This window comes from Bacillus sp. AFS037270, assembly GCF_002585305.1.
Map to the genome: position 1 here is coordinate 1 of NZ_NUNF01000119.1, position 14,566 is coordinate 14,566.

The window sequence follows — 14,566 nt, forward strand, 5'->3', positions numbered from 1 at the left end:
CTCGAGGTCATGAGCCAATCCGTCCAAAAGGTTAAAAAGCAACGTTTCGGCCAGCTGGTCTTATGCTTGTCGGGGCTGTTCAAGGCGCTTGCGCTTTTGTTCTTATCTTATGCCAGTTTTCGCCATTGGCTTAACGACCTTTGCCTCTGTTAAGACAGGCAGATATTTTTTATAGGTATGCCAATAAGCCATCGCAATAAATATCGTTCCGCCAACGGCATTGCCTAAAAAGACTGGGATAAAATTACGAATATATTCTATCCATGTAAAATGTCCAGCAAAGATGGCTGCAGGAATGACAAACATATTAGCCACAACGTGTTGGAATCCGATGGCAACAAACGCCATCGTTGGAAACCAAATACCTAAGATTTTTCCAGACATGTCATTAGCACCATATGAAAGCCAAACAGCAGATGCAACCAGCCAGTTACAGCCAATCCCGGAAATGAACGCCTGGAGAAAGGTTGCTTCCAGCTTGTGGTCTGCGATACTAATGGATTTTTCTAAAAAAGGAGTTGCTTCGGTTAAGCCGACAAGATGTCCAAAGAAATAGGCAACAAAAATGGCTCCTAAAAAGTTACTGATGGTTACAAGGAACCAGTTATATAGTAACTTTCCCGTACTGATCCTATTTGCCATCTTAGCTAAAGGCACCGCCATCATATTCCCAGTCAAAAGTTCCCCGCCTGCCAATAACGTCAGAATAAGACCGATCGGGAATACGCTCGCACCAATCAAACTGCCTAATCCTTCTAAATTACCGGTTAACGTAGCGGTTACACGGATAAATAACAGGTAACCAAGGGCTATAAATGCTCCTGCTTCAAAACCTAATATGATGGTTTGAAGTGGTGCATACTTGGTTTTTTTAACTCCGTTTTCGACCGTAATGGCCATGATTTGATCAGGTTTACTAAACCCCATAATCTCTACACCTTCAATTTCTTTTATTTGTGAAATACTTAACATATTATTATTTTATAGCATTTTCATCCAGAAACCTGTGAATATTTCTTTAATAATTATGAAGCGCTTTCATTCGACAAATTTTTCGTCAAGCTGATTTTACTGTCACATTTTGCGGTTAATTATGTGTTATAATATATACATGTGTTAAATTTCACTAGTAAAACACTTATCACCATCGCTTAATCCTATTTGCTTTGGTTTCATGATATAGTAATTATTAATTGAATGGATGTGTTACCATGGAAAATACAATTGAGACGGTTTATCGATTAGAAAATCCGGAGAAAAACATTATTAAATTTGCGACTGGCACGCAGCTTCGTTATGAGGATGTTATTAAAGATGTTTTTGGCGTTGCTTGTATCAATGATTTACACATGATGCTTCAATATAACAAAAGCTTTCAGACAAGCATCTGTAACAGCTATGGAATCAGCGAAAAGAAAATCACACTAGATAAGATCATCCGTATCGCATCCAAATCAGATATGCTCACCTTAAAACAACATTTAATCTACGAAAAGAGCCATAATGACGTACAGGACGATGATGCTCATCCTGCAGAAAACACTAACCATGTCAACCGCCCTTTTGACACCATCATCAAACTCCAAGAAGGAATCTACCAATGGGACGACAGCAATTACTCCTACAACGCTGTTACAAATGGTGCCTGACACCAAGAGCCAGGTTCTTTTGCAACCTGGCTCTTGGTGTATCAATAAATTTATCTTCTTTTGTTGTTATTTTTTTTGTTAGATTTGGTTAATCTGCCTAATAAGAACGCCCCTGCTGCGACACCTATGATAGTGTTAGTTTTCTTATTAAATACTTGTTTAGCTACAAGATTTAAATTTTGTGGTCTTTCTGCTAAACGTCTCATAAAATAACCGTACCAATCATTTCCAAAAGGAACATACGTACAGAAATTATATCCCTCACTGGCTAAACTTAATTGAAGTTCTTTTCTAAAACCATACAGCATCTGGAATTCAAACTGGTTATGTGGAATATTGTTTTGGTTAACAAACTCTTTTACATGATTAATAATCCGATGGTCATGCGTCGCAATCGAAGTAAATTTTCCATTCAAGAGATGCCATTCAATCAATTTAATAAAGTTTGAATCAATATCCTTCTTATCTTGGTAAGCGATTTCTTCTGACTCTTTATAAGCACCTTTTACAATCCGGATTCTGTAGTTTTGATATCTTTCCAGGTATTCTAACGCTTTATGAAAATAGGCCTGAATCACTGTACCCACATTATCATATTCAAGTGATAATTCGTCCAACAGATTAAAGGTCAACTCCAAATGTTTGAAGTCCTCCATATCAATGTTGACAAACATATCATATCGGCTCGCCTGGTGGACAATCTCTCTAATATTATTTAAACAAAAGGTATAATCAATATCTAATCCAACTTGTGTTGGTTTTAATGAAATATGTGCATCCACTTGATTTTCATGAATGGCCTCAATAACTTTAAGAATTTGTTCTTTTGCAGCTGTCGCCTCTTCTTCTTTAAAGACAAATTCCCCTAAATTGTCAACCGTACAAGATATACCTTGAGTATTAAGTTCCTTAATACTTTTGATAACTTCCGGTATATTAGTCCCGGCGACAACACTTTGTGCCCCCATTTTTAATCCATACTTTTTAGCGGCACTATTTAAAAATTGATTTTGTGATAAACCAATGAAAAGATCCTTCAACATTACGATTTCCCCTTGCTGATAGTTTTATTTTCATTATAGCATACGCTTTCATTAAAACTTATTTTGTGAATTTTTCGAAATAAAACGCTATCATTTTTAGCTTTAATATTTCAATTCAACCTTAATTTTCGATAACTTCCTAAATAAAAAAACTCATTTCTCCTAAAAGAAATGAGTTTTAACAACGTAATTATAGCACAAATGGTGTCAGGCACCTTAGTTTTCTGCAAGTTTGGGCGATATTTTCTTATCGCTAGGTTTTTCTTGGCTTTTTCCTTCAAGGTCTTCGGCTTGTTTAGAGCGTTTGATAAAGAAGGATAACACAAGTGCGATAGCTGCAATAAACGTTGCGATTAAGAAAGAAAAGTTAATACCATTTAACATCGATTGCATCATGATATGCTGTTTCATTTCTGCTAAAGCTGCCTTTGATGGCGGCGCAGTTAAATGCTGCATGGCTGCACCTAGTTCTTTAGCCTCTGATTCAGCACGGTTTGACATAATCGTAACCATTAATGCTGTTCCGATGGCACCAGCAACCTGGTTTAATGTATTGTTCATCGCCGTTCCATGCGGATAAAAACGTTTTGGAAGCTGATTTAAACCATTTGTCGATACTGGCATCATCACCATCGACATTCCTACCATCCGTACAGAATAGATAATAATTAAATGTGTATAGGTTGTATGAAGTGTTAATTTGCTGAAAGCATATGTCGTCACAACAATAATCGTTAGACCAGTGACAGCTAATATTCTCCCGCCTATTTTATCAAATAGTTTTCCTGTAAGTGGTGACATGAACGCCATCAAGATAGCCCCAGGCATAAGCAATAATCCTGCATCCATTGGAGAAATTCCCCGCAGGTTTTGTGTGTAAATAGGTAGAAGAATCATCCCGGAAAACAGGGCCATGTTTACAACCATAGAAATGACTGATGATAAAGCAAACATTGGATACCTATAGACACGGAAATTTAACAGTGGTGCTTCTTGCTTAGTTTGGCGCCAAATAAAGATGAACAAGGAGATAATCCCAACCATAATCGTTCCATAAACTTCTGGGCTGTCCCATCCTTTACTTCCGGCAGAACTAAAGCCGTAAAGAATACCGCCAAATCCTATACTTGAAAGGATTACGGATAAGAAATCTAAACGAAGATTAACCTTTTCCTTTTTATCTTTAAGCAAGAATAATCCAATTAAGAAAACAATAATCGCAATTGGTGTAATAAAGTGGAAAAGCATTCTCCAGTCATAATGCTCGACAATCCAGCCTGATAAAGTAGGACCGATCGCTGGTGCAAACATTAGAATTAGACCAAAAACTCCCATTGCCGCTCCCCTTTTTTCAATTGGAAAGCTTACGAGCATTACGTTCATTAACAACGGCATTAAAATAGCCGAACCGGCAGCCTGTAGCATCCGTCCGCCTAACAACACCGGAAAAACATGAGCAAATCCAGCCAGAACGGTTCCGGCGGTAAATAACCCTAAAGCTGCTAAGAAAATATGGCGAACGGAGAACTTTTGAATTAAATAGGCACTAATCGGGATTAAAACTCCGTTTACAAGCATAAAGCCTGTTGTAAGCCACTGAACAGTTGATGCCTCAATGTTTAAATCTTTCATTATAGAAGGCAGTGCAATGTTTAGTAACGTATTATTTAAAAATGAGATAAAAGCACCGACCATTAATACAGCAATAATACCGTAAGGTGGACGATTTGTATGTTGTTGTTTGGTTTGTTCCATTTAGTTTCCCCCTTGACGCTTTGTTTGTCATTTTGTACGTTAATTCGCATAAAGTCTATCTTATACCTTTAGTTCAATTATTGCAATTGGAAAATACTTATTAATCCGGAGTTTTATATGAATCAAACTATCCCTAACACATACTTTTATACAGGTAGTACAACATTTCGACATCAACCATTTATCCATTACCCTTGAGGAAAGACCTATTTTTATAACTATTTTTCATCTAAAACAGGATTATTAATCGTTATTTTTAAAATGGTTAAAATAATCCATATCAGGACGGTCTGACATAAGAATTAAATTATCACTCACAAAATAAAACACTCCCAATTCAAATAATATGAATGGGAGTGTTTGCTATAAACTATCGTCTTCTATTCCGATTACGTAAAAATGTTGGAATGTCGAGTGAATCCTCTTGTACCTGATATGAACCATCATAATCATGTTTTGGCTCATCGTGGTAATTTCTTTGTCCGCTATGCTCCTGCTGAATTGTTGGTTCAAACCGTTCTACTCGATTTTGCTGTGATACAGTTTCCTTTACAGGAGATGCTGCCGGTCTTTGGGACGGACTATATTCATCTGTAAAACCTGTTGCAATGACTGTAATCATAATTTCATCTTTTAAATTATCATTAATAATGGAACCAAAGATCATATTTAATTCATGGTCAGAAGCTGATGCAACTAGGTCAGCGGCCTCTTGGACTTCAAAAAGACTTAAATTACTTCCGCCTGTGATATTCATTAACACACCTTGAGCACCATCAATCGACGTTTCGAGTAAAGGACTTGAAATCGCTTTTTTTGCTGCTTCAACAGCACGGTCTGGGCCTTTGGCTACCCCGATTCCCATTAAAGCAGTCCCTTGGTTTGTCATAATGGTTTTGACATCGGCAAAATCCAGGTTAATTAATCCTGGTACAGCAATTAAGTCAGAGATCCCTTGAACACCCTGACGAAGAACATTGTCTGCTTCACGGAAAGCTTCGAGCATTGGCGTTTTTTTGTCGACAATTTGCAGTAAGCGGTCATTAGGGATAATAATTAAGGTATCCACCGCTTCTCTCATTAGGTCAATTCCACTGGCAGCATTAACTGCACGACGTTTTCCTTCAAATCCGAACGGTCGTGTAACTACCCCAATCGTTAGAGCACCAAGTTCACGGGCAATTTCCGCGATAGCAGGTGCAGCCCCTGTTCCGGTGCCGCCACCCATACCAGCGGTGACAAATACCATATCGGCTCCCTCTAGTACCTCTTGCAGCTGCTTTCTACTCTCTTCTACTGCTCTTCTACCGACTTCAGGGTTCGCCCCTGCCCCGAGTCCTCTTGTCAATGTGGCACCAATTTGCATTTTAATCTCCGCTTTTGAAAGATTAAGAGCTTGTGCGTCTGTATTGACAGCAATAAATTCAACACCTTGGATTCCATCCTCAATCATACGGTTAACAGCGTTATTTCCACCGCCGCCAACACCAATAACTTTTATTCTAGCAATTTGATCTATATTCATGTCAAGATCCCACATTCGCTACTCCTCCTAAACCACTATTACTTTATAATTCAGAAAATTAACTTTAATGAAAAAAGTACTTTTTTCCCAATTATTCTACTTAATATTTTAGCAAAATAATAGGCTTGTTTGTATAGTACGACGTATTCATTTCAACAAAAAATTTTTAAAAAAGCTCAAAAATGAGGGCATTTTCTAGCTATTTTGAACTTTTTTATACTGCGGTCTTTTTGGATATATTGGACTATTAGCGGGTAAAAGGCTAGTTGTGTCGAATTATGAGATGTTAAAAAAATGAATGCTAGTGGGACAAGAACGGTCGCTATCTACCTGATAGCAATTATAAATCTCATTGCTAGCACTATGATAATGGACCGCTTCTCTATAGAGATGAATGAGTTTTACTAGCATTTTATCGAAAGGCTCTTCCATTCTTTCCGAACTAAACGGAGCCTACTACTTAAATAAATCATTATATATTAAGATCTATTTATTTAAGTATTGTTTTAAGAGTTATTGACTGTTTTATCACTTTATGTCACTTTAAAAAGTATAAACATGACTTCCTATTATGAGGAGATTAAGACCATGAAACGAAAAATCATTGCTTATAACTTTGAATTAACAGAAGCTCTTGAAAAACTTAACGAACAGTTTGATGTACACGTATTTGATAGCATTAATCCTAAAACAGATCCTGTTTTTAAACAGGCGCTAAAAAATGTGGAAGGGATTGTCGGACTCGCTCTTCCGGTCGATCAAGAACTACTTGACCAGGCGCCAAATTTAAAAATTGTATCGAATAATTCCACCGGCTATAATAACCTTTCCATTGAAGAGATGACAAAACGCGGTGTGATGGGAACGAATACGCCCGGCGTCCTCGAAGATACTACAGCGGATGCTATTTTCGGAATCCTCTTAGCCTCTGCCCGCAGGATTGCTGAATTGGATCACTTTGTGAAATCAGGAAATTGGAAAGGCCATTTAACTACTGCAGAATATGCGATAGATGTTCATCATAAAACGCTGGGGATTATTGGGATGGGGAAAATCGGATCTGCAATTGCAAAACGTGCTAACCTAGGATTTGATATGAATATCTTGTACCATAATCGGAACCGAAATTTACAGGCAGAAGAAAAATATAAAGCCATTTATTGCGACCTTGATACCCTGCTAAAAGAATCAGACTTTGTCTGCCTAATGACACCGCTCACACCAGAGACAGAAAACCTAATGTGCGAACGAGAATTTAAACTGATGAAAAAATCCGCTATATTTGTCAATGGCTCACGTGGAAGAACGGTAAATGAAACAGCATTAATCCAAGCCCTAAGAAATAAGGAAATTCATGGTGCGGCCTTAGATGTATACCAAATTGAGCCGATTAAATTGGATAATCCCTTGCTGCAGTTTCCAAATGTAGTCACGACACCACATATTGGTTCGTCCACCTATGAAACAGAACTAAAAATGGCCGAACTTGCCGTCGAAAATTTACTTGCAGGCTTAACAGGAAAACGCCCTAAAAACTTGATTAATCCTGAAGTGCTGAATTAAGATGAAAGAGATTATCACATTAATAATGATCGTGAAGGAGTACAAACTATGGCCGCCCCGAAGAGTATAATTGAAAAATTAAACTTGCTGAAATACAAAAACAAACTTATCCTCCATAAACCAGAACAAGTCGATGAATTTCAAGAGCTAGAATATGATTCGTCTATAATAAGAGACAAGTATGATCTTATCATGAGTTTCATTTTTAGCTTAGAGGAATTCATAAATGAACTTCAAAATGTAATTGAGAAACAACTGCTAGAGGACAACGGGTATTTATACTTTGCTTATCCCAAAAAGAATAATAAAGTATATAAAGAATACATAGACCGCGACAGTTTTATTAGTACCCTGCCTTCCGATGAGGATGGTTATGTACTTAACAGCAATATCAAGTTTGCAAGAATGGTGAGCTTAAATGATGTCTTTACAGTGGTTGGTTTAAAATCTACTCCAAAGAAGACGCAAAAATCTTCTACCAATAAAAGTAGCCAATGTGTGGATGACTACATTAACAATATTGAAGATATAAAGCAATACTTGCAAAAAGATGAAGAAATTTTAAAAAAATACAATGATTTAACTCCAGGCTACCAAAAGGATTGGGCCCGGTATATTTAGTGCAAAAAGAAAAGAGACACAAGAAAAACGCCAGCTTGAGATGGAGACAGTTTTAGGCGAAGGCTATAAAACAATTGAATTATATAAACAAGCTAAAAGATAATTCGTTCAAAAAAAGATGCCCGGTTTTAATAATCAACCAGGCTTCTTTTTATTCATTTTAAGTTTACATAATATTATTATATCACCGTTTTGATTTATAAACCGGTGATAACTCATTTCTATAAGGCCGGAGCTTCCATGCCAATTTGGCTCCATTCTTCTCTTGCCGGACCATATATTCCCGGAACCTTTAACCCTGCTTGACGTATTAAAACAGTCATTTGGCCGCGATGATGAATAATATGCTTAATTAATAGTGAAAGAGTAGCCGCTTTAGGCATATTCATCCCAAACACATTTTGAATTTCCGTTAATGACTCATCTGTCCACTGCTTCTCTACCTGTTCCACAACATCCGCACTGACCTTTCTAAAAGTCTCAGCAATCTCTTGTGCAGTTACAGGGGTTTTGTCAGCGTTTTCCACATTGTTCATCGTAATCCCAAACTCATTGAGCATGCCAGGCGTACTTGCAACGATATGCCAGGCAATTCTCCCTAATGTCCTGTCTTCAGAGGAAACTGTTTGTTGGAGTGACGCGTCCGTTAAGGCATCCAAAACCTTTTGGGTAGACGCCGCTTCTTGGTTCCATTCCTGGCTAAATTCATTAATAGAAGTAAACATTATGTACTTCCCTCCGACTTCTTTAATCTTGTCCATACCTCGCCAAATTTTGGCAACTAAAGTATATCATGCACATAAATAAAGACAAAGTGAAATTAAAACACAATCCTCGTGAGTGTCGACCCAATTGATTCTTGAATAACAAAGGTATTCGGTGCGAAATCATAAGGTGTATCTCCCTTATTAATAATAATGATCGGGACACCGGCACTTTTATATTGCGGGAAGGTGGAGAAAGGCGTTACTTTTAAACTGGTCCCTAATACCAATAAACAGTCTGCTCCGCGAATCAAGTTAAGAATATGGTTAAAACCTTCCATCGAAAACCATTCACCAGTATCCCCAAACAAAACCACATCCGGTTTAATAAAGCGGTCCTGTTTCCGCTTTGTCTCACAATGATTACACAAATAAAAGTCTTCCAGGGCTTCGATACGATTAATCATCTCACTAGTAGAATATCTCTTTCCGCAGTTTTGACACGTGGCTGTTTTAATTGTTCCATGGAACTCTATCACATTTTTGCTGCCTGCTTTTTGATGAAGCCCGTCGATATTTTGCGTAATAATAGAGCCAACCCTGCCTTCTCCCTCCCACTTAGCGAGAATTTGATGTCCTTTATTCGGTACAGCGTCAGGGTGGTATAAATTTTCAATTGCAAACTGATAAAATTCCTTAGGGTGTTTATAAAAATAATCAAGCGAAAGTATGTATTCTGGTGCATGTTTATAAATCCCTGTTCGCGAACGAAAGTCTTTGATTCCAGACTCTGTACTTATACCCGCACCAGTCAACACAACAATGTTCTTGGCATGTTTTAAAATTTTGGTGCATGTTTCTAGTGTATTATTGTCCATGTAAAATTCCTCCTTCCAAGGCTCCCATACAGTTGCTAGAAATCTAACTTAAACGATTTAAATATTATATGTCCTTTTAGAATTTTTCAACTAATATCTGGGATATTAATCTTATAATGAACGATTTTAGAATAAAACATAAAGGATGTTGACAAAATGATTGAAATCCCAAGAAACCTGTATTGTGAGCACTGCCAAAAGGAAACCGAACACATGGTACGTGAAGATACCCTAGAAATAGAGTATACCTGTACGGTATGTAATAAACATGAAGAAATTGTCAAATCGTTTTTCTAATGAGCTTATTTGAGACAACAAAAAACTCAAACCTAGTGGCTTGAGTTTTTTGTTGTTATTTCATTAGATTCCTTTATATGCTAAGCGATAGATTTCTGCTAATTCAGTTACCAACGGAAGCTTAGGATTTGCTGTTGTACATTGATCTTCAAATGCTCTATCAGCAAGTAAGTCTACTTTACTTTCAAATTCTGCTTGATCAATACCGTTAGCTGCAAGACTCATCGGAACTTCCAATTCTAGAGCTAAGCGGATAATCGCCTGAACTAAGCTTTCTACACCTTCTTCAGTAGTAGCAGCAGGTAATCCTAAAGTTCTTGCAATCTCTGCATAGCGCTTGTCAGCTTTGAAGTGATTGTACTTAGGGAATGCAGTAAACTTCTTCGGTTTTGTTGCATTATAACGGATAACATGCGGTAATAGAACTGCATTTGCACGTCCATGAGCTATATGGAACTCAGCTCCTAGTTTATGCGCAAGGCTGTGGTTAATTCCTAAGAATGCATTCGCAAAGGCCATACCTGCAATGGTAGACGCGTTATGAACTTTCTCACGTGCTTCTTCATCATTTCCATTTCGATAAGCTCTAGGCAGGAATTCAAATACAAGCTGAATAGCTTTCATGGCTAATCCATCTGTAAAATCATTCGCCATACAAGATACATAAGCCTCAATTGCATGAGTTAACACGTCTAAACCAGTGTCAGCCGTAATATGTTTTGGAACAGTCATAACGAACTGCGGATCAATAATGGCAACATCAGGTGTTAATTCATAGTCAGCTAACGGATATTTAATATTGGCTTGTTTATCTGTAATAACAGAGAATGATGTTACTTCAGAGCCAGTTCCTGATGTAGTTGGAATCGCAACAAATTGTGCTCTTTGACCTAAATGAGGATATTTTACAATCCGTTTGCGAATATCAAGGAATTTTTGTTTTAAGCCAAAGAATTCAGCGTCTGGGTATTCATAGAACAGCCACATTCCTTTTGCAGCATCCATCGCAGACCCGCCGCCTAGCGCAATAATGACATCTGGCTGGAACTTAGCCATCATTTCCGCGCCTTTCATAACGGTTTCGATAGATGGATCTGGTTCTACATCAGAGAAAATTTCACAATGCACATAATCCGGACGTTTACGAAGGTAGTATAGCACTCTGTCTACATATCCTAATTTCACCATGCCTGGGTCAGTAACAATGAAGGCTTTAGAGATTTTCGGCATTTTTGCTAAATATTGAGTTGAGTTTTTCTCAAAATAGATTTTAGACGGAACCTTGAACCACTGCATATTCACATTCCTTTTAGCTACTTTTTTGATATTAATTAAATGTACAGCCCCTACGTTCGTAGAAACAGAGTTACCACCATATGTGCCGCAGCCAAGTGTTAAAGATGGCATATAGGCATTGTAAATATCCCCTATCGCACCTTGTGATGATGGAGCATTAACAATAATTCTTCCTGCCTTCATCCTGATGCCATACTTGTTAATAACGGTTTGGTCGTTTGTATGGATGACTGCAGAGTGTCCTAACCCGCCAAATTCAAGCATTTCTTCCGCTCTCTTAATACCTTCATCAGTTGAGTTCACCTTATAGCAGGCTAAGACTGGGCTTAATTTTTCCCTAGATAGCGGATACTTAGGACCAACGCCCTTCAATTCTGCTACAAGGATTTTTGTGCCTTCTGGAACTGTCACTCCCGCCTTCGCAGCAATTTTATAGGCGGCCATACCGACAATTTCAGGATTAACCGCACAAGAATGTTCATTAATGACTAACTTTTCTACTTTTTCTTTTTCCTCTTCATTTAAGAAATAACAGTTATTAGCGATCATCTCATTTTTAACATCGTTGTAAATTTCTTTATCGATAATAACGGCTTGTTCAGAAGCACAAATCATACCATTATCGAATGTTTTTGAAAGAATTAAATCATTCACCGCTTGTTTAAGATTGGCTGTTTTTTCAATGTAGCATGGAACGTTACCTGGTCCAACTCCTAAAGCTGGTTTTCCTGAGCTATAAGCGGATTTCACCATGCCCGCACCGCCAGTGGCAAGGATCATCGAAATTTTATTATGATTCATTAATGCTTGTGTCGCTTCTAAAGAAGGTGTTTCAATCCATTGGATGCAATTCTCTGGCGCTCCTGCTTTAATAGCTGCATCCCTTAACACTCTAGCTGCTTCACTGCTGCATTTTTGGGCAGATGGATGGAAGGCAAAGATAATCGGATTACGTGTTTTAATGGAAATGAGCGCTTTAAACATCGTTGTTGATGTTGGATTAGTGACTGGTGTTACCCCTGCAACGACTCCCACAGGCTCAGCAATTTCAATCATGCCTTCATGTTCGTTTTCATTAATGATGCCGACTGTTTTGTTATATTTAATGTTGTGATAGACATATTCGGTTGCAAACATGTTTTTAATAATTTTATCCTCGTAAACGCCTCTTCCAGTTTCTTCGACAGCAAGTTTTGCTAACGGCATATGCTGATCAAGACCTGCTAGTGCCATTTGCTTAACGATTTCATCAATCATTTCTTGGTCAAAGCCTCTAAATACCTCTAATGCTTTTAAACCTTTTTCAACTAAGCCATTAATCATGTCTGTTACATTCTGTTTTTCTTTTACTGACTTTTCTACTACTGCCATGATATTCCCTCCAATTATTATATATGTGAAGTGTTTCACATATTTTTATAAAAAAATTAGATTGCGAATTTAGCATAAATTGAAACGTTAGATTGTGAATAATTTCACAAGATTTTTTGAAAATCAATGAAATGATTATTCACACACTGGATTGCGCGGGATTTTTTCAAATAAAATTTCTGTTAATACTTTGGAGTATTTTTTAACAATGACTACATAATTTACTGTCCAAATACAACTTGGAATCTCCTCATTTTCTTTCATCAGCATAGCTTCAAATGGGTCACCAACTATTTCTTCGAAGAGGTCTTGGGTATAAGTTTCAGCATCTGTTGAGAAGGTTTGCCATTCACAAATCATCATGTCTTATCACTCCTTGTTTCTTTATGGTTACATCATAACACGAAAAAACGATAATAGTTTGTGAAATATTGAACAATCTTTGAACATTGGCTACATTTACTAAATTTAGTTCTATAGCACTAATTAATCCACTTTTCGATATCAGAGAATGCCTATAGAGTTTAAATAACTGTAAACGTTTTCAACCAAAACATTATATTAATATATCAATGTAAATAATGACTACTATAAGCATATTACTTATATTATTAAAGATTTTTGGTTAAAATTCTAATAGAAATGGAGGAAAATCTATGTTTCGGTTTCTAACTATTATTATTGCTATTTTTTTAATACATTCTTCTTGGCCTTTTATAGAAAAACAATTTGACAATACCAGCCTTACCAATAGTATTTCCGAAGTGAATACTTTAAAAGACAACCCTGAAGTCAAAAAAACCATTCAAAACATATATAATGAAATCCATACTGCCTTGAAACAGCTTGGCGTTCTTTTAGATGATAGTACTAAACAGAATCAACAATCAACTGAATCAAATAACGGGTCAAAGGCAGAATTAAATACACCTGCACAACAGGACTTCTCTATTTTTAACATTGAACTGGGCGATAGTAAAGATGACGTTATCGAAAACTTAGGGACGCCTAACCGTTCTACCTTTAATGAATATGGGACCACTTGGAATACCTATCATGATAATTACCAGAATTTCTTCATGGTCATGTACAATAATGAAAATAAGGTGGCTGGCTTATATTCCAACCAAGACTTAATTGCCTCCAAAAAAGGAATCAAATTAGGGGCAGCAAAAGGAACAGTTCGTAACCTGCTTGGTAATCCCCTAACCAGTATTCAAAAAGGGCTTGTCCTTTACAAATTACCTGAACAGGAGGACTACGATATTTTCTTGATAGATAATACCTATGTCACCGTTTTTTATGATAAACATGAAGGCAATACTGTTACAGCTGTTCAATTGATCAGCAAAGACCTAGAAAATAAGAAAGTAGACTTTTATACAAAACCAAGCTCACAGTTAAAAGAAGGCTTTGAGTATCAGTTATTTGACTTAACCAACTCTGCCCGGGTTGAACACCAGCTTCCGATCCTTACGTGGGATGAGCATGTACAAGTAACCGCCCGAAAGCATAGTACTGATATGGCCGTTCATAATTATTTTGACCACACCAATCTAAAGGGGCAATCACCGTTTGACCGGATGGCAGCAGATGATATCGTGTATCAGCTGGCGGGTGAAAACCTGGCTTACGGCCAGTTCAGTAGTATTTTTGCCCATGAGGGATTGATGAATTCACTAGGGCACCGGGAAAATATCCTGCGTAAGGGGTACACGTTTCTCGGTGTAGGCGTTGCCTTTAATAATGAGTCACAGCCATACTATACGGAAAATTTTTATGCAAAATAAAAACAAAAGCGCAAGCGCCTTGAACAGCCCCGACAAGCATAAGTCGCTCAGGGAAAGAAGGCGTTCTTTGCCTT

13 protein-coding genes are annotated in these 14,566 nt (G+C 37.4%); 5 read left to right on the plus strand and 8 right to left on the minus strand.

Features of this window, described 5'->3' with window-relative positions; genetic code table 11:
* Positions 1-102: 102 nt before the first annotated feature.
* Positions 103-927 carry a formate/nitrite transporter family protein gene (locus COD92_RS30955; protein ID WP_098532067.1) on the minus strand — a complete coding sequence of 275 codons (825 nt, stop codon included), beginning with the start codon at positions 925-927 and terminating at the stop codon, positions 103-105.
* A 284-nt stretch (positions 928-1,211) separates the two neighbouring features.
* On the opposite strand from COD92_RS30955, the gene COD92_RS30960 reads away from it, so the two are divergent.
* Positions 1,212-1,649 (plus strand): hypothetical protein, encoded by a 438-nt coding sequence (locus COD92_RS30960; RefSeq protein ID WP_098532066.1) that lies wholly within the window; start codon positions 1,212-1,214, stop codon positions 1,647-1,649.
* Positions 1,650-1,699: 50 nt separating this feature from the next.
* Here COD92_RS30960 and COD92_RS30965 read toward each other — a convergent pair whose 3' ends face one another.
* The 3 genes from COD92_RS30965 to ftsZ form a co-directional block, all read right to left on the minus strand.
* A complete protein-coding gene (locus COD92_RS30965) occupies positions 1,700-2,692 on the minus strand; it encodes a proline dehydrogenase family protein (RefSeq protein WP_098532065.1) in 993 nt (330 codons plus the stop codon).
* A gap of 216 nt (positions 2,693-2,908) precedes the next feature.
* Positions 2,909-4,447: a DHA2 family efflux MFS transporter permease subunit gene (locus COD92_RS30970; RefSeq protein WP_098532064.1), complete on the minus strand. Its 1,539-nt coding sequence runs from the start codon at positions 4,445-4,447 to the stop codon at positions 2,909-2,911.
* A 370-nt stretch (positions 4,448-4,817) separates the two neighbouring features.
* Positions 4,818-5,987 carry a cell division protein FtsZ gene (gene ftsZ / locus COD92_RS30975; RefSeq protein ID WP_098532063.1) on the minus strand — a complete coding sequence of 390 codons (1,170 nt, stop codon included), beginning with the start codon at positions 5,985-5,987 and terminating at the stop codon, positions 4,818-4,820.
* A 573-nt stretch (positions 5,988-6,560) separates the two neighbouring features.
* Between ftsZ and COD92_RS30980 the strand changes: the two genes are divergently transcribed.
* Together COD92_RS30980 and COD92_RS30985 are read left to right on the plus strand one after the other, a co-directional pair.
* Positions 6,561-7,535 carry a 2-hydroxyacid dehydrogenase gene (locus tag COD92_RS30980; RefSeq protein WP_098532062.1) on the plus strand — a complete coding sequence of 325 codons (975 nt, stop codon included), beginning with the start codon at positions 6,561-6,563 and terminating at the stop codon, positions 7,533-7,535.
* Positions 7,536-7,583: 48 nt separating this feature from the next.
* Positions 7,584-8,156 (plus strand): YdeI/OmpD-associated family protein, encoded by a 573-nt coding sequence (locus tag COD92_RS30985; protein WP_306418575.1) that lies wholly within the window; start codon positions 7,584-7,586, stop codon positions 8,154-8,156.
* A 221-nt stretch (positions 8,157-8,377) separates the two neighbouring features.
* Here COD92_RS30985 and COD92_RS30990 read toward each other — a convergent pair whose 3' ends face one another.
* Positions 8,378-8,881 carry a DinB family protein gene (locus COD92_RS30990; RefSeq protein ID WP_098532061.1) on the minus strand — a complete coding sequence of 168 codons (504 nt, stop codon included), beginning with the start codon at positions 8,879-8,881 and terminating at the stop codon, positions 8,378-8,380.
* Positions 8,882-8,976: 95 nt separating this feature from the next.
* Complete coding sequence (locus COD92_RS30995; RefSeq protein WP_098532060.1) at positions 8,977-9,738, minus strand: NAD-dependent protein deacylase; 762 nt, start codon at positions 9,736-9,738, stop codon at positions 8,977-8,979.
* 156 nt (positions 9,739-9,894) lie between these two features.
* Here COD92_RS30995 and COD92_RS32445 point away from each other — a divergent pair, with 156 nt between their 5' ends.
* Positions 9,895-10,035, plus strand: a complete 141-nt coding sequence (locus COD92_RS32445; RefSeq protein ID WP_176541323.1) for a hypothetical protein — start codon at positions 9,895-9,897, stop codon at positions 10,033-10,035.
* A 63-nt stretch (positions 10,036-10,098) separates the two neighbouring features.
* Here COD92_RS32445 and adhE read toward each other — a convergent pair whose 3' ends face one another.
* The gene (gene adhE, locus COD92_RS31000; protein WP_098532059.1) at positions 10,099-12,702 is read right to left on the minus strand and encodes a bifunctional acetaldehyde-CoA/alcohol dehydrogenase; all 2,604 of its coding nucleotides are present in this window, start codon (positions 12,700-12,702) and stop codon (positions 10,099-10,101) included.
* 135 nt (positions 12,703-12,837) lie between these two features.
* Positions 12,838-13,065 (minus strand): hypothetical protein, encoded by a 228-nt coding sequence (locus COD92_RS31005; protein ID WP_098532058.1) that lies wholly within the window; start codon positions 13,063-13,065, stop codon positions 12,838-12,840.
* 293 nt (positions 13,066-13,358) lie between these two features.
* Between COD92_RS31005 and COD92_RS31010 the strand changes: the two genes are divergently transcribed.
* The gene (locus tag COD92_RS31010) at positions 13,359-14,492 is read left to right on the plus strand and encodes a CAP domain-containing protein (RefSeq protein WP_098532057.1); all 1,134 of its coding nucleotides are present in this window, start codon (positions 13,359-13,361) and stop codon (positions 14,490-14,492) included.
* Positions 14,493-14,566: the final 74 nt, after the last annotated feature.

Coding starts and splice junctions, on each gene's coding strand:
- COD92_RS30955 (WP_098532067.1), bottom strand. CDS start 927: ATGGGGTTTAGTAAACCTGATCAAATCATGGCCATTACGGTCGAAAAC.
- COD92_RS30960 (WP_098532066.1), top strand. CDS start 1,212: ATGGAAAATACAATTGAGACGGTTTATCGATTAGAAAATCCGGAGAAA.
- COD92_RS30965 (WP_098532065.1), bottom strand. CDS start 2,692: ATGTTGAAGGATCTTTTCATTGGTTTATCACAAAATCAATTTTTAAAT.
- COD92_RS30970 (WP_098532064.1), bottom strand. CDS start 4,447: ATGGAACAAACCAAACAACAACATACAAATCGTCCACCTTACGGTATT.
- ftsZ (WP_098532063.1), bottom strand. CDS start 5,987: ATGTGGGATCTTGACATGAATATAGATCAAATTGCTAGAATAAAAGTT.
- COD92_RS30980 (WP_098532062.1), top strand. CDS start 6,561: ATGAAACGAAAAATCATTGCTTATAACTTTGAATTAACAGAAGCTCTT.
- COD92_RS30985 (WP_306418575.1), top strand. CDS start 7,584: ATGGCCGCCCCGAAGAGTATAATTGAAAAATTAAACTTGCTGAAATAC.
- COD92_RS30990 (WP_098532061.1), bottom strand. CDS start 8,881: ATGTTTACTTCTATTAATGAATTTAGCCAGGAATGGAACCAAGAAGCG.
- COD92_RS30995 (WP_098532060.1), bottom strand. CDS start 9,738: ATGGACAATAATACACTAGAAACATGCACCAAAATTTTAAAACATGCC.
- COD92_RS32445 (WP_176541323.1), top strand. CDS start 9,895: ATGATTGAAATCCCAAGAAACCTGTATTGTGAGCACTGCCAAAAGGAA.
- adhE (WP_098532059.1), bottom strand. CDS start 12,702: ATGGCAGTAGTAGAAAAGTCAGTAAAAGAAAAACAGAATGTAACAGAC.
- COD92_RS31005 (WP_098532058.1), bottom strand. CDS start 13,065: ATGATGATTTGTGAATGGCAAACCTTCTCAACAGATGCTGAAACTTAT.
- COD92_RS31010 (WP_098532057.1), top strand. CDS start 13,359: ATGTTTCGGTTTCTAACTATTATTATTGCTATTTTTTTAATACATTCT.